General features: G+C 52.5%; 17 protein-coding genes. 4 read left to right on the forward strand and 13 right to left on the reverse strand.

The annotated features are described in order from the left end of the window. Positions 1–165: 165 nt before the first annotated feature. On the reverse strand, positions 166–1,041 hold the full coding sequence (locus tag AC3IUF_RS15120; protein ID WP_109784916.1) for a hypothetical protein: 876 nt from the start codon (positions 1,039–1,041) through the stop codon (positions 166–168). 157 nt (positions 1,042–1,198) lie between these two features. After that, complete coding sequence (locus AC3IUF_RS15125; RefSeq protein WP_489278429.1) at positions 1,199–1,576, reverse strand: hypothetical protein; 378 nt, start codon at positions 1,574–1,576, stop codon at positions 1,199–1,201. 161 nt (positions 1,577–1,737) lie between these two features. Here AC3IUF_RS15125 and AC3IUF_RS15130 point away from each other — a divergent pair, with 161 nt between their 5' ends. The 4 genes from AC3IUF_RS15130 (at position 1,738) to AC3IUF_RS15145 (ending at position 5,614) form a co-directional block, all read left to right on the forward strand. Further along, a complete protein-coding gene (locus AC3IUF_RS15130; protein ID WP_256594732.1) occupies positions 1,738–2,232 on the forward strand; it encodes a DMT family transporter in 495 nt (164 codons plus the stop codon). 170 nt (positions 2,233–2,402) lie between these two features. Beyond that, on the forward strand, positions 2,403–3,326 hold the full coding sequence (gene gapS4a, locus AC3IUF_RS15135; RefSeq protein WP_109784917.1) for a GapS4a family protein: 924 nt from the start codon (positions 2,403–2,405) through the stop codon (positions 3,324–3,326). A 4-nt stretch (positions 3,327–3,330) separates the two neighbouring features. Beyond that, positions 3,331–4,467, forward strand: coding sequence for a GapS4b family protein (gapS4b, locus tag AC3IUF_RS15140; RefSeq protein ID WP_109784918.1), 1,137 nt, complete (start codon positions 3,331–3,333; stop codon positions 4,465–4,467). A 196-nt stretch (positions 4,468–4,663) separates the two neighbouring features. Continuing rightward, positions 4,664–5,614 carry a hypothetical protein gene (locus tag AC3IUF_RS15145; protein ID WP_109784919.1) on the forward strand — a complete coding sequence of 317 codons (951 nt, stop codon included), beginning with the start codon at positions 4,664–4,666 and terminating at the stop codon, positions 5,612–5,614. Between the two features lie 80 nt (positions 5,615–5,694). Here the strand turns inward: AC3IUF_RS15145 and AC3IUF_RS15150 are convergent, their stop codons facing one another. The 11 genes from AC3IUF_RS15150 to AC3IUF_RS15200 form a co-directional block, all read right to left on the reverse strand. After that, positions 5,695–6,759, reverse strand: a complete 1,065-nt coding sequence (locus AC3IUF_RS15150; protein WP_109784920.1) for a UvrD-helicase domain-containing protein — start codon at positions 6,757–6,759, stop codon at positions 5,695–5,697. Beyond that, positions 6,752–8,356 (reverse strand): ATP-dependent nuclease, encoded by a 1,605-nt coding sequence (locus AC3IUF_RS15155; RefSeq protein WP_109784921.1) that lies wholly within the window; start codon positions 8,354–8,356, stop codon positions 6,752–6,754. The genes AC3IUF_RS15150 and AC3IUF_RS15155 overlap by 8 nt, the downstream gene beginning before the upstream one ends. A gap of 172 nt (positions 8,357–8,528) precedes the next feature. After that, positions 8,529–9,878 carry an RES family NAD+ phosphorylase gene (locus tag AC3IUF_RS15160; RefSeq protein WP_109784922.1) on the reverse strand — a complete coding sequence of 450 codons (1,350 nt, stop codon included), beginning with the start codon at positions 9,876–9,878 and terminating at the stop codon, positions 8,529–8,531. A gap of 116 nt (positions 9,879–9,994) precedes the next feature. Further along, positions 9,995–11,599, reverse strand: coding sequence for a nuclease domain-containing protein (locus tag AC3IUF_RS15165; protein WP_109784923.1), 1,605 nt, complete (start codon positions 11,597–11,599; stop codon positions 9,995–9,997). Positions 11,600–11,602: 3 nt separating this feature from the next. Continuing rightward, entirely contained in the window at positions 11,603–13,864 is a 2,262-nt protein-coding gene (locus AC3IUF_RS15170) for an McrB family protein (RefSeq protein ID WP_177412211.1), read from the reverse strand. A gap of 670 nt (positions 13,865–14,534) precedes the next feature. Beyond that, entirely contained in the window at positions 14,535–16,271 is a 1,737-nt protein-coding gene (locus AC3IUF_RS15175) for a GTPase (protein ID WP_489278432.1), read from the reverse strand. Then, positions 16,264–20,124 carry a GTPase gene (locus AC3IUF_RS15180; protein WP_109784926.1) on the reverse strand — a complete coding sequence of 1,287 codons (3,861 nt, stop codon included), beginning with the start codon at positions 20,122–20,124 and terminating at the stop codon, positions 16,264–16,266. The genes AC3IUF_RS15175 and AC3IUF_RS15180 overlap by 8 nt, the downstream gene beginning before the upstream one ends. Positions 20,125–20,532: 408 nt before the next feature. Continuing rightward, positions 20,533–20,781, reverse strand: coding sequence for a hypothetical protein (locus tag AC3IUF_RS15185; RefSeq protein ID WP_489278434.1), 249 nt, complete (start codon positions 20,779–20,781; stop codon positions 20,533–20,535). Positions 20,782–23,055: 2,274 nt separating this feature from the next. Further along, on the reverse strand, positions 23,056–23,724 hold the full coding sequence (locus AC3IUF_RS15190; protein ID WP_146206152.1) for a hypothetical protein: 669 nt from the start codon (positions 23,722–23,724) through the stop codon (positions 23,056–23,058). Continuing rightward, the gene (locus tag AC3IUF_RS15195; protein WP_109784930.1) at positions 23,721–24,626 is read right to left on the reverse strand and encodes an ATP-binding protein; all 906 of its coding nucleotides are present in this window, start codon (positions 24,624–24,626) and stop codon (positions 23,721–23,723) included. The genes AC3IUF_RS15190 and AC3IUF_RS15195 overlap by 4 nt, the downstream gene beginning before the upstream one ends. Before the next feature lie 3 nt (positions 24,627–24,629). After that, the gene (locus tag AC3IUF_RS15200; protein WP_489278436.1) at positions 24,630–26,510 is read right to left on the reverse strand and encodes a transposase; all 1,881 of its coding nucleotides are present in this window, start codon (positions 26,508–26,510) and stop codon (positions 24,630–24,632) included. Positions 26,511–26,982 lie beyond the last annotated feature (472 nt).

Genomic DNA, 26,982 nt, shown 5'->3' on the forward strand with positions numbered 1-26,982 from the left:
ACGCGCCACTCCTCTTGTGGAGTTCTGTTCAACAGCATTACGAAGAAACCATGGGGGTGCCGCAGGCAAGTCATGGGCGTGGTTTGGATGGCGCTCCGTAGGTGAGCGAGCACCGCAGCTTCTGGCAGTTCCCACAGTGCTAACTCCGCCGAGGTTAGGTCGTACTCAGCGTCCATACGGTGCTTTGCCTTTCAGAGCCATTTCGGCACTTTCAACGTCCTGGGGCGTTACTGATGAGCAGAAAAGAGTCCTAAGCAAGCTATCGTCCGTGGCACCAGACGGTAGGCTCAAGGGGATGGCCGTATCCCGGATCCACTGAAACTCGGTGAGATACGCGGCATGTTCAGGCTGGCCACTGTCGTATCGATAGGCTGAGTCCTTAGGATCTTCTCTGGTCACCAGAATTTCTTCGGGGCTCCCCTCAATTCTGAATGTCGAAAGGCGATCGCTCAGGTATAGAGCAACATTCATAAGTGTCGGATTGTCCCGTGCGACCTGTAGCGCCGCGTGCACTGTGGCCAGTATCTCTGCACGTACGCTGGCTGGACTCCAAAGCTTGCTGTCGAAGGAGCACTCTTTGCGGAACTGCGCGTACCTCTCACATAGGTGCTCGTCCCGGAAATCAAGAAGGACGATTTCAAGAGTCATAGGACGTCTGCTGGCTCTAGCCTTTGCTACAAGCTCCGGGAGAACCTTGCTCCGAAAATATCTGCCGGTACGCACATAGATTTTGTAGGAACTCGCGGCTCTCGCGATTCTCAGCAATTGATGCTCAATGTCCTTCGGCGGAACCACGATCAGCTCATGAGCGGTGTCAGGGTCGAGGAAAAACTCAATAAAAAGCATAGAGAAAATTGCAAAGGCGCCGCTGGCGACCATCGCGCCTAGAAAGTCGTTGAACGTTGACCAGAACCATTTGGGCTCTCCGGCCTGAGCGGCAATCAAGAAAGTCCCTGCAGAGCAGACCGCAGTCAGACTGATCGAAAACCCCAGGAACAGGCGCCGCTGTGACCTCGATTTGAACAGTGCGGGTATGGACAAGGAAATACCTTCTTCTGGAAAGTCGCTTTGCCAAAAGCACCAGCTCTGGAGGCACTGCGATGGGGGATAAGGATGGGGCTCATTCTATCGGGCCCGAGCTCTAAGGTAACCGCCCAGTATCGGCGGCTTAACAAGGCTTAGAGTCGTATGCCAAGTCCTAGAGGCTTCCAAGCAGTTTTCTCACCGCAGCCGAGCAGGGGGCCCGCATTTTGGTCGCAGTAACCGTCTGCGTGGTTGTCGTGATCTCGACTCTCAGGGCATAGCGCCCTGCGTAGCTGCGAGCCGAAAAGACGCGATCCATGTGGGCCGCAAATTCCTCTGCCGGCGCGAGGTCATCAAGGTACATGATGTTGAACGTCAACCGGCCTGCAGGAGATACATACAGCCCTGCGACAAGGTCATCATCCTCATAGTGGGGATTCTGGAGATTTGCGGGTAGCCGCTTGTGCGCAAGGTCAACGAGGACGGTCGCGTACTCAACCGTGCGTTTATTCGGAAAATCACCCTGAGAGCGAAGTATCCCTTGATCCATCATCATCCTGCTCCTGATTCGTAGACTCCACTGCGCGGAGCAACCTGCATTATCACCAATTTAAGTGTACTGCGGGCATTGGGCGACCTTATCGCGGGTAGCCCAGCAGATGATCCACATCCCCATACAAATTTCTGCGGGCCGGCGGGGAACGGGCGAAATTGATGCCACTTGCAAGGATCGCTATTTGTAGGCTTACCGCGTTTTGCAAATGGCGAACCTGCGGTGTGGTCTACAGCGCAGTCGGATCATCACTTTTGGCTTATTCACTGTGGTACGGCTTGCTCAAGAAACTGCTGGTGAACAAAGTGATGCCCTACTCCCTCTGCCCAGTAGGTGCTATTGCACTTGGCTGCCTAGTCATGCATGAGGCCTTAACACCCGACAAAGTCATCGGCGCCGCGGTTGTGATCATGGGGGTAGTATTGAGCTCTGTAACGCGACCGCTTCGCGCAACCACTTTGTTAAAGTTCAGATCCGTGATCACGTCGACGGAAGGGACACCGAACACATCCGCATTGACTCAAGACTTGCGCCGTAGACCTGGGCCGCGAGCGACCAAATTTGCCTTTCGATATCAAAATCCAAATGTTTGCCTCAGCACGGATCGGACTCGGGGTTCGCCAGAGCACCTGGGAACGCGCACTGGCCCGCGCTAGAGGAGGCCTGCGCAAGATACCCGAATCAGCTTGCTGGTTAGCCATTATCGCTGGAACCAGACAATCCATCGTCGATTTGCTGACAAATTGCCACTAGACATGATCCCTCAACCTCCGTAGCGTTCTGGCGGCATAGGGTTGCAAGACATTCATTATTCAAGGGACGTGTGATGGGCGAATGGTCAAAGAAACTGGGCGAGCGCGGTGAAAACATCACTGAGTCGCTGCTCAACTTGATAGGTTGGAAGGCAGCACTCAAGGGACACGAGTTCGACTGCGTCAAACCTGTCCCCCACAGCACAACCGGCAATCCCAGAAAAACTCATGGCGCCGATTTTGTCTTCAGCTGCCTATCCCCACTGGAAGATGGCGTCCTCAAGCACCTCGTCATTTCTTCGAAATTCACATCCGGCCCCTACCCGACTTCACCTGGCACAATATTCAAAGACCATTTCTCCGACCTTGCCACGACAGTCGAATGCTTCAACCGCTCACCTTTGAAAAGATCGGTGAACCTAGGCTATCCAAGCGCGAGTGGTCAGTCGATTGCAGGCATCCTTTGCTGGTTCAGCGCCGCATCGGACGCAGACGCAGACGTGGTCAGCCAGGTCGCAGGTTCGCGGAATCTGGACAACGCAAATTACGGCACGATCTACGTGATTGATAATCACCGAGCGAGCTTCCTGTTCGATACCATCACGTACGCAAAAAATCGCTTCGGTGCAGAAAATGTTCGCTTCCTCTACCCGTCCACCGGGAAAAACGTGAGCCCCATAGAGAGGGTCACAAACGGGACGATACTGCCTCCCGAATACCTCAACAGTGGCTTGATCCCATTCTTCATCCAGGAGCACGAAAGGAAATCGCTGCTCATCTGCTGCCAGGATCCCTTCAGCATCGAAGCGGTAAAACGCTTGATCGGGTTTTCGATGGATATCGCCATGGAATTTCCCGACAAGGTGGCCCTCGCGTTCCCTGACTACAACTACGTAGATCATGAGGAAATTGCAGACATCGCAAAGCTCTCGATCGCGAACAAGGAGTTCGCTTCAATCGTCGAATTTGAATCCTATCAAGCCGATTTCAGGGGATGATGCAGTGAGTAATCAGAATATTGACTCTATCCTTCCCCAAGGTGAGGCGCTTCGCACCTATCTGGCTCAGCCTTACATCGGGGCTGGCGATATCAAAACGGTTCTGAAGAGTCGAGGCGTGTTCATCAGCAGCTCAGAGAAAGAGCATTCCATCCCAGCCCTTACCCTGTCCCTGATTCGCCCCAGCGAGTTTTGTAAGCTTCAGCTCGCCTACACGACCAAGGAAGACAACCCCAAGATCACCACCCAGACAATCAAGTGGCAAGGTGAGGATACCCTGCTGGATGCGATACCTACCCTCATAAATGTCAACAAGCTGCTGGATCTAGACTTCGTGAATTTCAAGGTCTTGGGAACGCCAGAGTTCTATCCAGTCAACAAAGACCTCGACACGATCCGGATGGACTACCTGCTGGAACGGATTGACCGCTCCAAAAGCTGGGCTGACTCGCACAAAAATTTCAAAGGCTCTATTGAGATCAAGAAAAACAAGGCTCAGGACGAGCTCATCCTGATCTTCACGCACACTGCGCCGGAAACGAAGACAACCAACAAGGCGATGTCGAGACATCTAATTTCACATTTCAAATCGGTCAAGCAAATCAGTGAAACTGAGCAGGCAACCTCGATTCGTTTCTGCGATTTTACCAACCAGAACAGGTTCAATTACCTGTTAGGGCTCACGCAGCACAGCAAATTGATCGCACTGTCCTTTAAGGAGGTCGTCGATATCGGGATTTCCCCCGATCCAGACATCCTCCTCCCGGCAGCCCTGGACTGGATGAAGGAAAAGATTCGAAACTTAGACTTGAAGGGCTTCAGCCTTGAGCACTCTGACTTTCTTTCAGATGTGTCTTATCGCCCGAGCCTGTTCCTGCACAGGATCGATGCCAAATTCCGATTCAGTACCTCGGGCCTCGATGGTGATTGCGTGATCTCGCTTGGCTTCCCAGAATTTTCTGCGGCCCAGAAAAAAGACAGTGAGATTGAATTGAGGATCAAGCAGATCAGCTTTGATAACACGGGCAGGTCTATCGACAAGAACGACGCCAAGGAAACGATACTGAAGGAGTTGGAATCCGAGAAAATCGAGACCTTCAAGACCCTCTCGATTCCTGCCCGCGGTGCGGTTGCCCCGTAGTCTTGGTCTGAGCGGAGGCATTGTTGTCCGGTGGAGTGTGAGGAGCTAGCCGTCCTCCGCTGAGTAGCGACTACCCGCCCACGTCCCTGCTGAATTCATTAGATCATGGTCACGCATCAAGACTCTGGCTCACTAACGAGGCAATAGCCGATACTAACGACCACTTTTCAGAAAGCTCAAAAGGACTTGGTGAATTATGTCATTGGATGTGGCCTACAGCATTGAGGCTGACGATTTTGTCGACCCTGATCGCGCCTACGATCTGTTCTGGTCAGGGGTGATTACAAACAAGCGCGCATTCGTATGTCCGGCTGCTGACTGCTCCGCCCAAGTCACCTGCGCGAATCTGGACAAAGACGTCCAGAACATGAGGGTCGTCCCGCACTTCAAGGTCTACGGTGCTCATAGTGAAGCGTGTGGCATTGCCAACGGCGCCCCTGTCGAATTGGAGCTCGAGCCCGTTGAACTGGATGGGCAGGAACGCAGAACAGTTGACCAATCCATTGTCGACGTCTTCAAGCTCGAGCGACCTGCCTCCTACTATGACGAACATTCGGTCGAGCCTGACGCGGACGTCCATATAGCGAAAAAGCGTGCGAGAAGCACCCTTCCCTACACCTCGAAGCTAGGGGAATCAGGCATAGTCGGGCCCATTTACTCGGTTCGATCTGTAGTCAGCAGATACATCCGATACCGTTGCGATGAGACCCTTGAGTTCCGGCGGTTGAACATTGCCGGGCAGGACGTGCCCTACGCCAGCATCTTCAAATGCATCTGGGAGCAGGATCTGGACGACCTGCCCGACCACCCCATCATTTACTACGGCTGGGCATATGTTGACCGCACGAAAGCCAATAATGGCTACCGTATTAAATTCAAAAAGAATTTCAAGCGAGGAGAAGACAGCCTGATCACCTCATGCTTCGTCTCCGACGCGTTCATAGAAAACTACAAGCTCAAAAACCTGATGGCAGTGCGGCTTTCCAAGATCGCCGAGAAGGACAAGCCGACAGCGTTCGTGTTTCTCTACGGCCAACCCGCAATACGGACGTCGAATGAACGTGACTACGCAAACTTCGATCTGAAGAATCTCGACATGATCGATGTTAACTACGACTGCCCCCTACCATCCAGATACGATATGTAGGGAGTCTCACCCCGCGGCCACGGACGGCTCTGCAACGTCCTGCAGAACCTGGCGAACCCCCAGCTCGTCAATTTTTAAGGCTATGGAGCCCATACCGGCAGCGTGGAGATACCAACCTTGTCGATAACGATGGCCAGACTTTGTCGAGCTCGCGTCGCCGCGACATAAAACGCTGCTGCAGCCGTGGCTTCCAAAGGTGTGCCCTTCTTAATGAAGCTTTCGATGTTGGCGGTGGGTGCGAGCAATACTCGGTCAAATGTCGCACCCTTCACCCCTTTGAAGTTCTGAAAATCCAGATTGAGGTGCTTCGCCGAGCTGACCGAATGCCTTAGGCACTGCGGTCTATATCGGCCGACGTACTCATCGACATGCTGCGTATGGAGAAGGAACACGCCATCGTGCTCAGTCTCATCGAGGTTCTCCGAGGTAGTGCCGGGGAAGCCCCACGTGGCGTCAAAGATGTTATCGGAAAACGTCGCAATCTCGGCTCTGCATCGGTAGGTGATGGTCGCGTAGGCAATGGTGAGTAACCCCTTAGCCTCTCTATCTCTAAACCATTCAAGCGACGCGGCGTACCCAAATTTCTTGTTCTTCTGGCCTCGGGGGTTTGTAGACAAAACAGCCTGCCTGACATCTCCCACCATCCGCACATCGATTTTAGAGCCGAGCAGCACTTCCAGGATTTCCCAATCGAAGCTGGCTAGATCTTGGACTTCATCGATCAGTATCTCGTCGTAAATGCACTCGAGCCTTCGCAGGAGCGCCGGCGTCGCCTCCATGAGCTCAAAGGCAAGCTTGCCGAGTTCGCAGGCGTACACCCGATTTCCTGAGTCCATGAACCTGCTTTTGCCTTTGGCAAACTGGAACGGTCGCCCTTCGAAGTCGAAGCCCTTGACCCGATCTTTTGGTAATTTGAACCGCAGGAAAGGCTGGGCAAAATGACGAAGCAGGAAGGTGTACCAGCCCATAACCTCCAGCGTGTTGCAGTCGCCTGCCTGACTTGCCAAGCGCGACCTGATCTCTTGCTGGTTCGTCTGGGTGAAGGTCAGAACAGCGATCTTTCGATCAGTCGCTTTCCCGCAATAATCGACAAGGCCCTGCGTCTTTCGTCCGCCAGCTACTGCGAGCGTTAAATGGTTAGGCATTCTGGATGAACTCCGCCGCTTCCTTCATGTAATTCGGGGCGGTTAGGGCTTTCGGGGACTCAGCGATGAGCAAAGCTCCCTCAGTCTTTTCTCGTGTCATCCAGGTCACAAGGTCGGCTTTTGGCGTGATCCCAAGCACATCCCGTAGATGAGCTTCACCGTTCGCTATGATCATTTGCGGTTCGAGGGTACGGCCATCACTCACTTTGCCAATGAAAAGCTCTCGCTTCTTGCCGTCCAGCCACTTCTCGACAGGCACTCGAAGTTCAGCCGGCTCAATGCCGTCGTTATCCCGCATCACAGCGACCGGCTTATCAACGGCAGCACAAAGCTCCAGACAGCGGGCCAGCGCAAGCCCCCGCATACTGATGACATCGACACCGGCAGCCATGGGTGTTAACCGATGAATGTCGTTGAACACCCTTTCGAAAATGATTTCGTCAGAGGGCCCTTCCACCAAGACAACCTTTTTAGCCAAAACGAGGCGGAGCGTGTCGTAACCTGGCAGGCGCTGGAAGTACCGGACGGTGCCGGGATCAAGGACAGTGATCTTCGAGGCATGATTCCGATTCAGCAGGTGCAGGGAATTTAGGCCAAGGCGATTCAGCACGTATGTGCTGTGCGTGGAAACAAACAATTGTTGGTCATCAGATGCAAGCTTCTCCACACGGTCAAGAAGCGTCGACAGGCTGGTATGAGAGAGATGATTCTCCGGCTCTTCGATCATGACGATCTTTACTTTGGCCGAGTGCCGCTTCATTGCGAGCGATATTTTGATCGCAGCCTGCTGTCCCTGGCCGGCCATCGAGAAGGGCACGTTGTCGACGTGAGGGGTAATAACGCTTTCCCAGGACGTGCGGGACGTCTGATCCATAGCCAATGCCATGGGCTCCGCCAGCAAAGATGCACCCAATGTCGCGAACCGTGTATTCACTGTCGCCAGAGCCCCCTCAGTCATCGACGCTTTCACCGTACGAAAGCCCAACGAGATCTCAGCTTTCTCGGTGGTCTCCAAGTGATCGCTCAGAATCTGACGCAGGTGATAGTCCACACCTGCTGAGGACTTGACTGTCCTGGAATCGATGGTTGCCACCGACAGTACCCGTGGGCGCTTGGTTAGCTCCCGGTCAGCGAACGATCGCCATTCGCACGTGTAGTACTCAACGGGCAGCAGAGCATTGGGTGCCTTTAGCCAGTCATCCAGCATGTCCTGATACTCTTCGTTGGGGTAGATCCTCAAGAAGACGCCCGGGCATGCATGAGTTGGCACGGCTGTGTTCACGGCACCACAGAGCACCTGCAATTCATCGTCATCGCGAAGGTAAAGTTCGATCAGGATTTCAGGCAGTGCGGGTTTCTTGCCGGCGGTTCGTTGCGCTACAAACTCTTGAACGAGCTCGGTGTTGAACCAGTGCGGGTTCAATTCTTCGAGAACGCTGCGACCGCCGATCCGGCCGTTCAGGGCCAGCGAGACCGCTTCCATCAAGGTTGATTTACCCGCATCGTTGCCGCCCACCAAAATGTTCATTTTGGGGTTGGGGAGAAGGTTGAAATCCTTGTAGATGCGATAGCCGCGGATGTGAATCCTGGTGATCATGATCGTCATTCCCTTGGCGAAAAATACAGGTTTATTGGCGGTTTCAGTCAATGCCACTAGGATGCTATAGGCGAATGGTTGTACCTGTCGATCTCACTTTACCTAGTCGCACCGCGGCGAATCACCGATGACTAAATAGTTACGGTTATTCAGGGTTAAGTGACGCTGAAAATTATCGAATCCCGTAATGACGTGTCCCGTCTGACCAGGGCTCGTAGCGAACTGGATCAGACTTATATGTGAAGCTCACACCTTGGATTTTATGGATTGTAATGCCGCCTCTAGCGAGCCGCAGACTGGCCTCGGGCGCATGTATATCACCCATGAAGCCACGGGCTGACTCTTCGGTAGGCGGGCTGCCCTCCCAGATCTGCGGGTAGAAAATCCATTGATCTTCGTCCGACTCCCACAGGCTCACCTGATCAAGTTCATCTTCATCCTCAGTTTTCTCGACCCCGCTGGCCTTATGAAACAGGATGGCGTTCAGACCTGGCGATGCATCTTTGGGCACCTGAACAGATGGAAAGAGGATCCCGTCCAAGTTAAGGGTTTCGTTGGTCGCAAGGTAATCGGCGATCGCCTGGGTTATCAAGTAACCCTGATCTGCGCTCTCAGGCATTACTGGCATGAGCATTTGTTGCTGCAGTTCACGAAGAAATGCGCAGCGTTCGGCTTGCTCCTGGCGCACTGGGTCAAAGTAGCTGAGATTGGCGTCTGGGCGAATTCCACCTAGGTCACCGAGGTTCAACAGTCGCAACGGCCGAATGACCTCGAAGGTGGCTGTGACAACCCAACTGCCAACAGGCGGACGAACCTCTGCTATGGCCGTCTGATCATCAGTTGCGCCATAGAAAACGGATATACCTGCGGCGTTCATTCGACCTGCCGATCCTTTACCTCTCGGTGTCGGGCCGAGATACTTCTCAGGATGCATTAAAGCAGCAGACATACCCTCCTCGTCCTCAAATTTTCTTGCCCGCTGGAAGGCAGTGAGGCATTGGCCTGGGCCTGCAAGGGTGATCGCTGAACGTGGTTCGCTCGCGGTGTGAAGCTCCTCTATCCCAGAAAATATCTTCTCCAGTACCCGACCCACTGCGGGATTTACCAACCTGGATTCGAACTGAAGACTTCGTTGCATCTGAGCCCAGTCTGAAGTCAGCTGCGAGGATGCATACGTCTGTTCAATGAAGAACGGGTCATCATCTTCGCACTCGCTCCACTGCTCCCGTAGCTCCTCTTCAAGATCGCTGAGTAAATCCATGTCATCAGCCCCGAGCACGATTTGTAGCACATCAAAGATCGAATGCCCCAACTCAGGGTATCCATGATGAATAACTGCAGGGGGTTGCTCAGCATAGGTAAATGACGCCTTAATTGCTTCTTCGAGCTCCTGAACCAGCTCTTCAAGCGGTACGACCGGCCGCTCCTCGTTGCAGTAGTCGCATTCGTCGACATCGTTGTCGGCAAAACTCGCCTGCAAGTAGCTGTCACAGAGGCATTCGACGCATACCAGCTTACTCATGGATTCTCCATTTTCCTGTGAACGATGGCCTCGCCAACCAATACGCCGGGAGCCGAAGACTTTATTTCGGGTTGCGGGATCGTCAGCGAGTTGAGCGCTACCGGGGACGCAATCGATTACTTCGCCGTTCCAGTTGCAATTGTACGCGCCGGAGCGGCCGCGATTGGTATTGCACTCAGAATACGTTTGAGCTCGATCCCCAGTGCCTCCCCTTCTGATTCAGCCCCGATTTGCCAAGCTCCGACCCCATAGTCCGCATGGTAGGTCGGGCTGACAAGCGCCGTTACTTTGTCTGCCCTAGGTATCAGCAGCAATGAAACGTCAGGCTTGATGCCCTTCCACCGGAGACTGTCGTGATAAATGTGCGCTGACTCCATTGCATCCAGGACGCTGGCGCGGGCGCTGCGATACTTCGCGTCGAAAACCAAGAAGCGCTTCGCCGAAGGCGAGTCCAACGTCACGACGATGTCCGGATATCGCTCTCGCGATAAGCTTTGAAAACCGCGATGCGCAGGTTGATCAATCGCTGGGCATCGGACTTGGTAACACGCCTCAACGGTCACATCAGCCGCTATTCCCCGCCACACGATTTCTTTTAAACCCACCGATCGATATTCACGACTCCAGACGAGTTCAGGAAACTGACGTTGCAGCTGTGAGACTACCGTCACAAAGCACCACCGCTCATAAATCTCCCATGTTGGGCTGACCCACAGCGTCTCATCAGGATCCTTTCCAAACCAACCTGAACGCAACGCGTACCAACCAAACCGATAAGCTCGCGCGTATGCAGGGTGAGCAGAGATCGCATTCAATCCAGCAGCCGATAGACGCCTGGCAGTCACGATGCAGAAAGGTCTCGCTCGTTGAAGCCGTTCAAGCTTGCGAGCAAACGACTCGGTGAACGCGATTCGACGTACGAGCCTTGGCGTTAACGCTGATCGGGTATCGCAGACCACTTCAGTGGCAGCTGCATGCTGAAGCCCCCTCACCACCTGTCGACAACGTCTAAGGAGATCGAAGAGAACAAGTCCAATGGCCTGATTGGCCGGATTGTCCTCTTCCTCGTAAGATCTGCTGACCTCAAAGCGAACAGTATTCAAGGCCGGACGCTGAGTGCTAGCAGGATGCAAGAGTGCCTGTCCCGTCGGCCCTCTGAGTGCCTTATGCACGGATGCGAAGTCCAACCGCTTGACCGTGTGGGCACTCACCGACGTGCGATCGCTCTTCAAGGTTGTTAACGGCCGCTGAGATATCTGTTTGAGCGCGCGGTGAAGCCGATCCCCATAGCGCCTCAGCCTCGCATACTGCAAATGCGGGTTGGTTAGTGCTCCATCATGGCCAATTCCAAACTGAGCCTCTTCTGTGCCCATAACGAGAGCCGGGTCGAAATCCAGAATCGCCTCAACCATGGCAGCGAATGCCTGGCCTCCGAGCTTATTATCAGCTGCTGAGACGTCCAGCCGGTAAATGGCGGCAGTCCGCCCCTGGTCATCCAGAAGCTCTGCCGCGACCTCTCCTGCATAAAAGCCTGGCGACCATAACCACGCACACGCCCCGTTTTCGTCGACCGTCTCGATCAAGACGTCATCAATGTAGAAGGAGAAGCCTTCAAGCGCGGTAAAACGATAAGCCTTCTTCTCCATGAAACCTGGGTTCAACTGACCTGGGTGCACGTCAAATCGAGCATCCCCCTGCTCTACCTGCAAGATGATCGACATGGTCTACCGCCAGAATCTGGTCGAGCCGGAGTGAGCCAGGTCGTCGGCCATTTCTTTGACCTTGCGCAGCGACATTCCCATCCCCGCATGTTTGAGCGTGGTATGGAGCAATGTGAAGACCTCCTGCAGTCGAGGGCTGTCTTCACCGCGCAACTTGGGGAGTATCTTCGAATAAATGGCATGGTCGAGTGCACGTGAGAACTCGATGACACCACCCGCCTGCGTTTGCTGCAGATAGCCAATCACGTCGTTGAGCGTGCGCCACCCGAAATGCAGTCGAGCTGGACGAAGCACATCCATGAGTGAGGACATGAGATTTCTGACGATTGAAATCTGTTCATCCTCAAGCGAGCTCTTCTGCCAGCCAGGAAATGCTTTGACCTCAATGTCCCAAAATTCGATCACTGAGGCTCGATCCAGCACCTTGTCGCTCAATCCATGAGTGGTCTCGTCCATGTTCACGGTGCCGATGATCACGAGGTTGCTCGGATATGGAATACCTGGAGGAACACCATCGATCTCGTCGACTTGACCGTGAAAGACGATCGTTTCGCCGGTTTCCATCGCTGAAAGCAGAGGCGCCAGATATTGTTCCGGATGAGAGAGGTTCATTTCATCAAGAACCAGTGTGTAGGGCTTCGTCGGGTTGGCGCTTGCCTGCAGGAGGAAATCCAGAACGCCGGTACGCACATACGCGTCTGACTCCAGCGGATTAACGTAACCCAGCAGACTCGTGTAGTCGTGCCAGCCTGGCTGGACAGGAACGATCAGCAACCCTTCACTTGGCTCGGGATCGTCCTGCCACAGACTCAGCGCATAGTTACGGGCAAGTTGCGTCTTTCCCGCACCGCTCAAGCCTGTCAGCACCGCGAAATGACGCCTCGGATGCCCCCACAATCCAGCATCAAGTTGTCCGATCAGCTCTTCTGGGAAGCGAAACTCTTGATCAAATCGGGCAATCACGGCACCTAGCTTCGGCCTCTCAATTTCGATATCGAGCTGTACTGGGGCTACTTGAACCAAGGACGAACTGATACCTGGAATGCTCGCGAGGCCCTTAGGCTCCCAGTGAATGCGATTAACCCACTGCTTACCCCTTTCGGTAAGGCTGAGCACTTTCTCGGAGATCGTGACCAGATCAAGGTATCTGAACCAACCAATAATCGCTGATGGGGCGAAATCAGTTGTCCATCCAGGGTTTGCCTTTCTGAGTGTGAGGATGGCATCACGGTTGGATAACGGTGTGTCACGCAATGCCGCTAGCAAATAGTCAAACCCCAAGATGCGGGTGATCATCCAGTCAATGATCTCATCTGGATCACCCGACTCCAGGAATGCCTCACCGCGGGGTGTTAATTGCAAGTTATTTGCGTTGGCACGCAGCACGCCCCATTCGGCGATTAGAGCGTTCAGCTGAGTGTTGCAAGTCGACGTTTTTGATTGAGGGCTGATCGATTGCAAGTGTTGGATGAAGTCTTCACGAGTGCATCCATCTGTTGCAAAGTCGATCATGCTTTGAATGGTGGCCGTGCCTCCGCCAATCGCCAGCAGACCGCGCCTCCTCCTCTCAGGAGGCAAGGGCTTGAGTACTTCGTAACCTGTCTCTAGATCGGATATTTCGGTGGCTTCGCCTTCTGGGTTCTGAACATAGTTAACGAACATTAGCCAAGGCAACGTCAAACGTGAGACACCCTCCCTGGAATAAACGTCAGCCACTTCCCCCAGCACTTCATTTAACCGGTTCAATACGAGTCGGTGCAGATGACGCCTCTGACCGCTTAGTGGAAGCCCCAAGGAATGAGCCAGCTCGCGCAGTTTCCGATGATGCGCTATCGACGTGAAAGCGCCTGGACAAAGCAACGCGAAGACGCGGTACATCTTGAGTCGAGGGTTTCTTTTGGTCAGCCCAGCAACCGCGGATGCAATTTGAGACCAAGCGTCAGCGATGAGCATCTCATTCTCAATAGGATCCCGGGTCTGCGCGTACTTTTGCTTCAGTTGCCAGAGGCTTTCTGCGATTGCGGAATTTTCGGCGACCGCAGAAATGTTGATGCGCCCCATGCCTGTTGCCGAAACAGCCTCGGTGTCCCAGAGCGCCAGTTGGAAGTCCTTGCTTAGGAACTCTTCATGAGACACATCCCTGACACGCACCAACCATTTCTGGAATTCGGTGATCCAGCTTTGATTGCCCGCCAAGGACATCACCTGCTCCTGGAGGCTAATACATGCAGCCCTGAGCTGTTCGTCATCCTTAAGATCCAGCAAGTCCATTCTCCACCAGCGATATTTATAGATGGCGAGATAATGTCATCACTGAGAGGCGGATGCCAGATTCGGCCTCTGCATCAAGAAAAGGCACAAAACAGAATTTTCGCAGGCCCCTGCACTGAGTAAGTCGTCGCTGGGGGGGAGATCACCAGCAGTTGCAGCTAAACGTAATGACCTTTCAGAAAATGGCGTTCCCCGACCAAATCTGCTGATTTGCTTTGTCAGCGAATGAGCAAGGTGGGTTGAAGGTCGAACGTCGCCACATACCGCCGTTGAAATCTACCCGGTCGGATCAAGTGCTCTATTTGGTTGGAGTGAAGCAGCAGGGATCCAAGTTGTAGCGAGACTTTTTCGACGTCGCGAATGGAGATGTTTCGACCAGGGGCACGCAGCAGCTAGGCTCCTATTACCAAAGTGACGGTCGCCACCCACTTAACGAAGCTGGGTAAGCGAAGAAGAATAAAGGACTGTACGCCTCATCGAGGCCGACTCATCTTGTGTCTCTGCCCTCTGCAGGATAGTGCGCTAGCTCACCAAAACTACAGAAGTGCAGGGGCATTCTCAACGCTATGCCGCGTTACCATCCAGCGGCACACAATCTGAGCACGAACGATCAGGGGTTTAGGCCCGGATCGGCTGGTGCGTTGTGCATACGACGATGTTGGGGTCAGTCGAGCAAAGCTGTTAGCCCTGTCAGAAAGGTTTCAGCCTGTAGGCGCTGATCCAGCACTTCCTGCTTAGCTTCGACGCACTCCTGCTGACGTGCCAGCAATTGTTGATCCAAGGCGCGGCTTGAATCCGTGTACAAGCGCAAAGCCTGCTCCCGAATAACACCTATATTCTTATCAAGCTGTCTTTGGAGCGACTCGCGCTTTTGGATTCCCGCTTCAATCTGCTGTTGACTTAAATGCTGCTGCAGCAGGTCAGTGCCTACAGATGCCAGTTCTGTGACAAGCGGAGCCAATGCAGTAATCGCCGAAGTCCAGCGCACGTAGCTGCTTGCCTTTTCCATTGCCTCCTTTGACTTAAAGATTTTGGCGATTGCGTCCTTCAATTCGTCCCCGGTCAAACCGACAAGCTCCCCGAGCTTGACACGCGCCTCCTCGATCGACATTCCAATGTCAGACTCAGCTAACTTTTTTACAGACTGGCCGAGCACAGGAAGGAAACCGAACACGCGCTTGCTGTGCTGGGAGAAAGACCCCGACACAGCCCCGTCTTTATTGGAAGCCTGGGCCGCAAACCCCTCCTTATTTAACAGGCTGCCGATGTCCAACCGGCTATTGGACTCACGGATTTCAAGTTCTATTTCCTGCGCCAGTCTCTGCAGTGTTGAGGTGCTGTCCGTCGCCCACAGCCCGATAGTTTCAGCAAGCGTAGCCTCCAATTGCTCCAGCACCCTGTGTATGTCCTCCAGATCTACCTGTGCGGTGGGGCGAAGCGCCTCTTCGATCCGACCTCTCAAGTCCATCTCAGCGTGGGCCGCTTGGTTTTGTAGCCTTTGGCTAAACAACGCGTACCGTTGCGAGTCATTGTCAAACCGCTCTGCTTGCAACTTCAGAACACCCGACTGGGCCCGCACCGCCTCTTCCAGCTCTGCGGCTATCGAATACACAAAACGCAGTCCCGAAAGCTCGCGTAAGCGTGGCTTGTCTTTTTTCAAGCTATGGAGCGTTGTTTCAAGAGCGGCAATTCCGTCCCAGTCCCGGCCAATGTCATACATGCTTCTATCTGGATCAGACATGTTGCCAACCATTTGATACGGGTCGGCCACGACGCAATGAACCACCGCAACGTTTTTTGCCAAGTCATCCTTGGAGAGCATACTGGCAAGCTCTTGCAGCTTTTTCTCAACCTGGCCTGCATAGCCATCCGGACTGTCGCCGGGATCCACCCCTGCTTCATCCATGCGGGAGATGACAGCAACGGTCACGCCTTTCAGCGCGGTAGCTGGCAGTTTCGGGTGAAAGAACCTACCACTGATCAGTGAGACATAATCAGACTGGCCAGAAGTAACGAGTTGCGGTGGCATTACCCAGATGTAGGCGTCAGCAAGCTGCAGTGCCTTGCGGGTTATCGTGTCATGCTCAGCGTTACCGCTTCCCAAGCCAGGCGTATCGATAAAGGTGATGGAACCCGCGCGGGTTTCTGCACTTTCGAACGTTTCACGTCGAGCACTGATCACAACCCAATCAGGCACCGGGCTACCGGAATCGACCAACAACCGTTTCAACAAGCTACTTTTGCCAGCATCGTAAGCACCGAAGATGACGAATCGGGCGGTAGGTATCTCGGCAATCGTCAGCCACTGGTCGCGGTACTTCGCCACCACATCCGTGGACGGGACGTAACTCAGTAGGTGTTGCCAGATTCGGTCGATCAGGTGTGCTGTCGAGTTACTCAAGTTCGTCTCCATTCTTACCTAAAAGTATCAAGCCCCTGCTGCATAGGCTTCGATACACATCAACACGTTCTGAAGTCGTTTCATACTGCTGGCTGAGTATCAGAATATCGCGCCCCAACGCCTCGTCGCACTCTCGGAACCTGCCGACAAGCTCATCCTTTCCTCTTATGAGCCCTGGAGCGTCGTCTGTGCCCTCGGTCAAGATTTCAATCAACTGATCCGAGGATTTATCCAGCGAATCGGCCAGTGCTTTCCGGGCGGCTTCGCGCTCTGCGACTCGCTTCTCGTCCACAAAAATGAAGGCGAAGTCCACCACAACTCCGATCACTGCAATCACCGCCCCCGCTTTGGCGAAGGTTTTGGCCAGCTTTACTGCGCCCCATGGTCGGAACTTGAAACCAAGCGATTTGCCAATGCTGTAAACGACATCCCGGGTAGCGCCGCCAAATGAACGTCCGACTTTATCGAAGATCTCAAACGCCCACCCCTTACCTTTGGCATCGTTAATTTTTTCGCCTCTAGGCTGTTCGCGTTTGAAGGCATGCCGAAAAGTGACAGATTCTATCCGACGAGAAATACGTTCATTCGATAAATGCTGCCATCGCTCCAGATCCTTACTGAACGTTGTCTGCCAGTCGATAATATCCGCTTCAAGCTCCGGGTCGCTCCACCAGTTATGCAGGTGTTCCGCTTTTGCTTTCAGCTTGACTGGATCACGCTCCGAAAGCATCGATTGCTTAAGCGCGTTCGCCTTGTTGTGCACAAGAGATCGGAGCCTGAACCGATAATTCTCACCAAGCCGATCGCCTTGGTCGATGCATTCTAGGATGAGCAGCTTGAGTTGTTCGAGCTCTGTAGTTTGCCTGCGCATCTGTTCCAGCTCAGATCGCAACACCAGTATTTGTTGCCACAGCCGATGGATGCCTCCGTGCAGGATCGAATGGGCTATGCCCGACACCGACAAACCTTGTCGCAATGCACGAAGCTCCACCATAAAAGGCGTGAAACCATCCCAGTTTCGATAGGAATCAAAAGCTGACGCGTCTGCGTCACTGCGGTCGCCGACGAGCCCATAGGGATCGCTCGACATAAAAAATATCTGCCTTTCATCAACATTGATAGAACGCGACGCCAGCGCCTGTCGCAGTTCTACACCTTTGCGTTCTACCAATTTCAGATAGACGTCAGGAGAAAGCTCCGGGTCGACCCCCAGTTCGTCTGAGCGGTTGACGATGAAGTACGTGCTGTCTCGTTTATCAACGATTCCCTTGCCGTAGTCGCCAGAAATGACCGTACGCAACGGTGAATCATCTCCCACTATCAGGTTGGGTTGCAGGAGGAAAATGACGATGCTGGCGTCAGCCAACGCGGCCCAAGCTTCTTGAGTATGCACGTGGTGGCTGCTTTGGAAGCCAGGACTGTCAATGAGGTCGACACCGTCAATGTCGTACGTGTGCGAAACATCCGTCAATGGCTTGCCGGCCACCTTGAGCGTATCCGGCACTGGTAGGCCTGCATCTAGCAGCAGCCGCTTGATGAAGCTGGATTTGCCGGTGTTGTAGTCGCCTATAACATGAATGCGCGGCCTGCCTGACCGCGAGTAATCCACGAGGGTTTTCAGAACGTCTTCGTCTCCTGGGTAACGCGCACAAGCTTGCTGCACATCATTGAGCCACGCCAGGGAGTCCGGAAGTGTGAGATCGCGGGTAAATCGACTAAGGAAGCCGCGCATGCCCAGAAACAGCTTCTCGAATACGTTGAGTTCGTAAGTTCTGGCTCTTCCAGCTATTGAGCCTCCCTGAGTCAGCGTCAGGCCGTGCGGATCCTCAATCCAATCCTCACCTAACCAGTAAAGCGCGCCAGCATTAGGACGTTGGCTGAACATCTCCCGCTCGCGATTTTGGGCGATCTCCCATACCAGCAGCTGTGCGTTGCGTGAGACATCAAGAGAGCCAGAATGCTCGTTAATGGTCTCTATGACTGTCGCGCATCTCTGCGTGACCAGGCGCAACGAAAGCGCGTTACGAACAGCTGGAAACAACAGATCGCGTGTAGCACTCAGTAGGACGAGCTCCGATTGTGCCAGCACCTCTTCCCTTACACCACTATATGCCTTGTATATGAGCTGATGCAGCTCGGCCGTGGCCCGTCGCCTTCCTTCCAGATGCTCACGCTCTGCCTGATCTCGCGCCTTCTGCCCTCCCCAACCGAAGAAGCTAGCGGCGACAGCGCCAGCAAGACCTATGGCCGCCGCTGCACCAGCTGCCCACCCGAAAGGATTCCAGGCGTTGATGGCAGCAAAGCTTCCTAATGCGCCAATTACACCGGCCAGTACACCGCCCCCCTTTATCGCCCAGGCGCTGTACTTCCAACCACTGCCCGCATCACCATCGATCTTGCATCCTTGAAGCCGAATATCCATTTCCAGCTTGGCATCACTGAGTGTCAGTCGCGCTTTAGCTTGAAGAAACCGCAAGCCGCGCACCAGCACGGACTGCGCTTGCTCGATAATTTCTTTTTCATCGAAACACTCTGCCCTGACGTCTTCCGAAGACAGCTTTTTACGACGTTCGAATGCAACGCGGACAATGCGATCGGCTTTACTGAGCGAAGCGTGACATAGGTTGCCCAACGTGGTGCCGAGCATTAGTGAGATTTGCTGAGCGTATTCCCCCTCCTGCGACGCCTGGAACCTTCCGCCTCTGATCTGTTCAAGTTCAGTCAACAAGTCCACGTCATCAACTGCCAGAGTTTTTCTTCTAACCGAATCATCTAATGCTGGATAGCCCACGAGCGCCAGCATCGGTTCAAGCATGTTCCTCTCTAGTGACTCGGCACCCAGAATGGACTCGTGCCTGATTTCATCGATAGCACGCCTCAAACTGCTAAAAACACCCCTTAGCTGGTCATTCAGGGAGCCAAGCCGAATATCAACCGCCGCATCGGTGATCACCGACACCAACAGGTCTTCGAGACGCGGATAATTAGACCATTGCTCCAGACTGTCACAGCTGTACAGATTCCTCTGTTTGGTCAGGCTTTCAAGATCAGGGCCTTCAAATGGCATTGACGCCCGAGCGAAGACAGCACGCTTGGAGCTGACCGCAACAACCGGTACGTCATTCACGCCGAGGCGCGACAATTCATCTCGGATATTGGTCGCATGCTCGCTGACTGCTCGTGAAAGATTACCGCGGGCCATTGGTGCGGACACGCGGCCCGGCATTCTCCACATAGCGTTTCGCGGGTTGAGTACCGCGATTACTGGTTTGCGATACTCGCTGACCCACGCGGCAAACTTGGCAAACTCATCTGCCTGCTGGCTTTGGCTGTCAAAGCAGACCAGAACAAAATCGGCGACCTCGACTGCCTTACGGGCCCGCGCTTCAAGATCTTTGCGCGAGTTATTCCGTCCCCACCCGTTGATGCCCGGCGTGTCGTAGATCAAGCATGCATTCCAGGCGAGTGGTTGAACGTCCGTTGTCCAGTCACTTTCACCTTGGGAAACAATTGATCCGTTACCTCGCGTGAATGCTGTGATCAGCGAGCTCTTTCCCGCTCCCGTACGACCAAAAAGCACGATATTGAACGTGCTCAGTGCATTTCGTTGGCGCTCAACGAGATCCAGGATCAATCCACGCTTTTCGTTGAGAATGTCAGCTAACGTCTGGGCTACGTCGCCTTCAGCGTCCGGTACTCGCTGGGAGAGCGCAAAGTCTGCCGTCTTACTCATCTGGGCCAATACAGAAGCAACACGCCTGCTGAGCTTGCTCACCTCGTCCTGGCTTTTCGCGACCGCATCTGCGGTCGCCTTGGATAATGCGTCTTCCGGGGCCTCATTTGGTTTGCTCATGGCAATACCTCCGCCTTCAATGCGCAGAAAGAACTGAGTGCGGATTTGATAGGGTTAAGCTGGGAATAATTTATTCGGTGCGGAAATTGAACGCGGGCGGAAATACACCGGGCAGTACAAGCCATACACTCACTTCCTTGTCGAATGCGCTTAAGCCCAAGAGGCTAACGAGGTAATTAGCAGAATGATAGCGTCTACCCTACGCTGCGGGATAGCCGGAGATAGTCTCATTCGCGAGTCAGCGAGCACTCAAACCTTCGCGTTCGGCGCAATGAATCCCTACCGTTAGCCCAGGTTTCTGATCTTCAGGGATGACCCGCTCAGGGGCTGATGTGGGATTGCTAGTTTATTCACTGAAGCTGGCCAAAATACAAAATCGAGTGGTGGCTACGGCCACCGGTTGCTGCCTCAATCGCTGAGGAGGAACCAGGGCACCCGATCCGGAAAGATTAGCGACGCGCAAAGCGCGCCGATTCTCGTTGCAGGATGGCGTAGCGATGTGTCGTTTTCCATTTGCGGGATGCACGCAGTCTTCCAACGCTCAGCAACATCTGCCACCGTCCAGACCTTGTGGCCGATTTGGAAAACATGGTTTATCCCATTAGGAACGAATGGCTGGCTGAACTCTAGGTAGCTTTGCGGGATCATCTGCAGCATTTTCTCGGTCGGAATTCCTGTTGCCGCCACGATGATCGCCCTTCCAACCTTCGGTTCGGGCGACCCTTATGAGCCTTGGAGGATTTGCACGGGGCTGTTGATTGGTGCCGTTTCCGCTTTGGCCGCTCGCGAACTGGGACGAAAGCCCAAAAGCATTGCCTCATATCTTGTCGGAAGTGAGCGCATCTCCAGTTATCCGGGTCATACGCTTCACCGGAAATTTGAAGAGTTCATTAACGACTGAGGGGGATGGCCTGAGTTCTGCTCGCTGCGTATGTAGCTCGATATGCCATTCGGCGGACGCCCTGATCAGCACTCTGCCTGAGAAAAACAGGTGGTGAGCCCGGTTAATGAGGAGACCAGCGAGTTCACCACCTAAAAAACTACCCAACAGAAGATCAGCGACCATGCCCTCTACCCCGCCCGCTCAGTAAGCGGTAAGGGAAGCGGGAACCAGGTCGTAGCCTGGGTCTGGTACCCAAGCGCGGCACTGGGTAGGAATCTTCAGCTGCGCAGCGATTATGCCGGTTTGATCGAGATCGTATTATCGAAGCACGAAGCCACGCGTTGTCAAAGCTGAAGCCCTTCCATGAGGACTAAGTACCAGATCAGGGTTACAGGAACACCGTAGGAACTAGGTGAAGCGGGTCTTGTGTGACGCGGCCTTTCCGGCCTCTTGGGTTGGACTCATTGAGACCTGCCCTGGGCTTCGGTGGAGATCACTCAGAGCGCTTTGGCGACTCACTCCTGGAGATGGCCGGGGGAAACAAGAACAACCCTGCAGGGATGCAATGGTGGTTTCTGCTTGTTCAGAAATTAAAACGAGGGAGCTCATGAAGATATCAGATCGGTTGCCGTACATCTCCGCCGGCCACTGAAAAAACCTGGATAAAAATAAGTCGCAAAAATCACGAGCGTGATCAAACTCCTTCCCCACCGGCCACGGTGAGTACAACGTTGTGTAAGTAAAACTAATGCGACGGTGCTTAACGACTGGGGCGACCTTTACCCACGAGCCCGTGCGAAGTGCGGATGCAAAACCGCTGCGTTCTGCGCTCCGACGTATTAAGTACCGGAGTACGCGTACGCGTGGCATGGCCACTAAGAAGTCAATCCATACACCGGAAGCGCCAAATGAGCCGTCTAGGCAAACTGCACCTAAAGGAAGCGAAATCTCGGTGATTAAAGAAAACTTAGTATCCATTCGATACTCCCCATTCCCTCGCCTGTATATTCTGCCAGCAAGTCAATTACCCTTCACTTTCCAGTGGAAGCAGCGAATCCCTCAATAAACTGTTGAGTCCTGCTAGAGACTATTGGAGGTTGCCATTGGGCAAGTCGGCGTGCGATGACGGCAGCGTGCTCTGCCGTAAAACCATTGCAGGATGAGCCCAAACCATGAGCATTCGAAAATCCCATCACGCCCCCTACTGCATTCAGTAGTGCCTCAATCACGCTTGACTCGTCTGGTGGTACGACCTCGTAGAGCCAACCGAGGATAAGCAGCGCGGCCCTTCGGTGAGCGATACTGGCTATCAAGGGCCCGTGAGAGAAGGTCTGTTGGAATACCGGGAGCTGGAGGTAAGCAGCATCGTTACGCATGTAGCGGTTGATGAGACCGAATCTAGGATAGAGCATCAAGCAGATCAGAAATTTCGAGAATGCCCACTCACTATTTTGGTGAACATCGTTGCTCAGATTATGTGGGACGGCATTAACCTCGAAACGGTTAAGCATATCCTGTACGAGTCGCAAGGACTTGATAGACCGCCTCGCGTCCTGCAAGCGTGATGCTGAGAGGTACCTGTCCTTGTGTAAATGATGCATCTGGAAAAATTTCATGGCCATGCTCAGCTTAGGCCCGAATACCTCCGCAGCATCGATTAACGGCAAATTATGAATTTCGCAGACTACGACGCCCACGGCACACCATTTGTTCAGTGAAGTAGGAAATGCATGGGTTCGAAAATTTTCAGCCAAACACTGATAGCAAAACGTGCGCCTGTAAAAGCGTGGTATCAGCCAGGTGCTAGGTGGTTGAATGAGGGCAGCCCTAAGATCACTACTCATGCCTACGGCGTCACAAGCCGCGTTTGTAAAGCTGGAGCTTCGCGAGAAATCTGGATCGAAGTCTACCGCCGGGCCCGAGGCAACCCATAGCTGGCTGAGTGCTTCCCGGCCGAGCGGCGTGTATTTGGAAACCATGCTTTGCCTATACAACCAGCACGACAAAAGTTCTCCCTCGATCGGTAAGCAATCGATGCAAACAGTCATTTACTTCTGACCATAGTAGAGGTAGGCGGGATGGAACAATCGCAGAAATGTATTACCAAGGTTTCCTTTGGTAATGAGATAAAGCGCTTCCAGCGATACGTCCGCGAACTCGGTTTGTGAGTTTTCAGCGAGGATCGATTCGAAAAAAACCTTGTATTCATATAAACATTGAAAGCCATCCAGGCTGAAAGCTTCACCACTGTGTGATGAGCCCACCTGCAGTTCAAGCATGTCCGTTGTTTCTGCATGAAGCCCAGAGATTACAATGTTCACTGATGGGAGCGCAGTTAGAATCAGTTTCAGCTGATGTACAGTACGACGCCTAGCACGCTCACCACAAAGGAAAATATCTATATCGTCGACAAAAATTGTGGAAATCTCTCTCAAGGTAATAATTTCAATTGCAAAGCTGGGCAATTCACTTTTAGCTTGAAACTCAGCATCAATATTTAGGTGATTATACAACTGACCAAGAAGATCCAGTCCGGCAAGTTCAGGATGGTCTGCTATAGTGAAAAACGGATTACTCACGCGCGACCTGATATTCTCCATGCAGGTCGTCAAACCAAAACCAGGCTGGGATGAGACAACGCAAAGTACGCCCCCACGTGTCAAAGCAGCTAAGACACTGTTAGCGGTAGCAAACTGTGAGGGCGAGAGCTTGATCATGTTTTTTTGGGCTTTGCAGGATGGTGGATTTTGAAACCGTACTTCATCGCCAAGGCATCGATGTTAGGGATTTGATCTTGCGTAATCCGTTCAGTGCCTTGCTCGATAGCGTCCATAGCGGCGCATTTGAGAATCTTTACGATATTATCCAGAATGCCATGTGAGTTTGAATATATGAGCGTCCGCAGCTTTGGGGATGCAACGTTCGACACAAGCTTCAGGGGCAAATGGGTTTCGTAGGTTGCAATGAAGTCCACAAAGTGCTGATCTAATTTCCAGGACTGCAGTTCCCATTGCACAAATCGCCGATCTAGCACACGATCAAGTATCATTGCTTCATTCGCAACTGAGTTGCCAAAAGCAATAACGCAAAGCTTGAGCTTGCCTTCTGCTAGGCTGCGCAACAGTGACAAGATTATTCGTTTGTTGGTGCTCCCCTCAAGCATCGCATCGGACAACTCATCGATGACAATGGCACCGATATCCCCCGATTTAATTTTTTTCTCAATGATGTCAAGTCTGTTAGCTGCAGTGGTTCTCTTGCCGATCTGCACGCTAAATTGCTCGCAGATGGCGTCATGTAGTTTGTATCGGTTCAAATTCTCGGTCAGGGTGATAAATACCATTTTCTTCCCCGAAAGCTCGCCCAACGCCTGCAGACGATGAAATAATGCGGACTTGCCATCACCGCCCTCTCCATGGATGAATATGCTAGACGCCTGGATCTGGTGGTCTGTGTATACCATGTGCTTTAGGCAGTTCAGCAAGGGCTTCAAGCGCGGGGTATCGATCCAGATATCATGGCGGCATATCTGAATCCTTTGTTCTGGGGGCAAGTCGACAAGATGCCTTAAGTCTGCTTTGACGTGACCGTATTTTGGAACTTCGCACTGATTATTCATAACTCAACTCTCCTTAGGATCAATGATCAAAACTGGAACAAGCAGATCGATTTCATTGGTGTCTGAAATTATTCGTGGCTTGAAGATATCGTCATCTTCCTCCCAGATAACGTCATCGGATTGGACATAGAATTTGCTATCATCAATGTGGTAAGCCTCCACTTCATCCAGATCCACCCTCTCGGCTGAAGGTGGAGGTGGAGGTGGAGGTGGTGGAGGTAGAGCTGGCTGTTTCGGCGCATTCATGAAAGCCGTTTTCATAGCTGCAGATTCTTGAAGAATTTCTTCCTGACGATCCATAGCGGCGGGCGCGAACTCATCATCGATGGTACCGCTAGCCTTATTGATCAAACTTGGTACACGTTTAGATAACTGCTTGTGGTTCGAGTAGGATTCCCAATGTATTGATAGCCCTTCACGGTTGTAAGAACAACGAATTTTTAAGAATTCATTAGGCGCCTTTACCCAAATATAGCTAAGGTCATACTGTAAATACTTGACATCGAGTTCTTCCCCTACATAGTCCTTCAGGGCATCGCTTTCATACCTGCGGCCGGCGAAATTGATCCCGTAAGAGTGAACTTTGTGCTTGAATGAAGTAGGGCAGAAATCGATGAGGAATCTAGCTTCATCTTTTTTACTGATAACCCTAGATGAGTCATACTTTCCCTCGCTTTTATAATGGGTGAAAGCTTGTCTAGGGGTGCAACCTAGAGATCTGTGAATTTTTCCGTGGTAAACTGTTATTTCTTTCACTATCCACTCCGCACATTGTTTGAAGTCTAACTGGGCATTTAGCTCGCTTTCAAAACTCTGCCGCTCTACAACGTTGCTCCCAGTTGAGCCGGGAAGAAAGTGCACTCCAGTTGTCATGAATGAGCCAATAACGCGTTCTATGATCCCGCCATACCACTTTTTGCCGATGGGCCGATGTTCCCATTCCATCCCCCATTCTTTACATTGCTGGATAAATGCTTCACTTGTAAACTCAGCAGCATTATCTGTAAAAATGACGAACGGAATGCCAAAGAACGGAAATTCACCAGGGTGAGTAAAGAAACTGAGCAGGCTGCTCTCTTTATTCATAATCGCAAACGCTAAGGCAGCAGCAACCGTGTTTAGGCTCGGAGCTTCCATACTTAGATAAAAACCTAGGATAACCCTAGACTTGTCGCAAATGATCAGGGTTATCCAGGGACGACCGATAATCACATCTCTATTAAACTCATCAACGAGCAATATGTCCACGCGGGTATGATCCATTGACACGCGACGCAGCAAACAATCGATGATTAGTTTGTTTGGCTTATATCCATATTTTTGATTGAACTGCTCAACAGTAAGTATTTTTCGGTCACGGTCTTTTTCTGGTATTGCATAGAGATACCTTCTCGCCGTATGGCGACTTATCGGTTTTTCACCAGCACGTTCACAATGACGGTTAGCCCACTTCAACAACTCACTGATAGAGGCCTTCGGGCCCTCGTAATGGTTTTCGAACGCGTTGCTGAGCGCGGCCACCTGTCCCGATGTTGTTCGACTGCCTCCTTTAGGCGTTCCCCTGTGATTACGAATGATGTCCTTTCCATTGCGATGATCGTCGAGCAACTTGTAGAAATGGGATTTTTTTAACCCAAGCAGTTCCATGCCTCTACTGGCAGACATTCCTTGATCGATCTGTTCGAATACAGATCTACGTTCATCTGCGAGCTGTTCCTCCCGGTGGTCAATCGTCCTTACCTGATATGGAATGACTTCATTGCTGGGTGGAACACCAGACTCTTTCCAATCTCTGGGGACACCTTCGTGGGGTCTTTTGACTGGAACCAATCCCGTAGTTTTTTCACACGGTTGAGCTTCTTCATACAGATCACTCTTATCCATGACCAACTCTGATGTTTATGATTTCTAACTGAGGTACATGACACTTGGCTCATCATAGTCACTCATCCACAATGCGCAACCATGTATAAAAACCCAGCAGCTGAGTAGCTCGAAACGCAAACACCGACTTATGTATATATTGAACTTTGAGCCACCGAAATAAATACACTTAGTTTACTATTTAATTTCTCAGTCCTTTCAATAATTTACTATCCAGCCTTCACTAATTGTGATGCTTTATGAATTAAAAAATATATTAAAAAATATCGTTTTTTTATAACCAAAAAAACCGAATCTGACCAATAGTGGTTATGAAAAAAATTTTGTTCGTGCTGTGTAGTCGCCGGGGATTGGCTGGTCGAAGGCCTTACGGCACGTCTGTAGCATGTGGTTACGGGAAATCCGCAACTCTGGGAGATTCAATTCGTGCGAAGGAGTTAGTCACTAGGGGGACAGAAATTTACAAGCCTGA

Source organism: Pseudomonas sp. KH_040, from assembly GCF_057839305.1.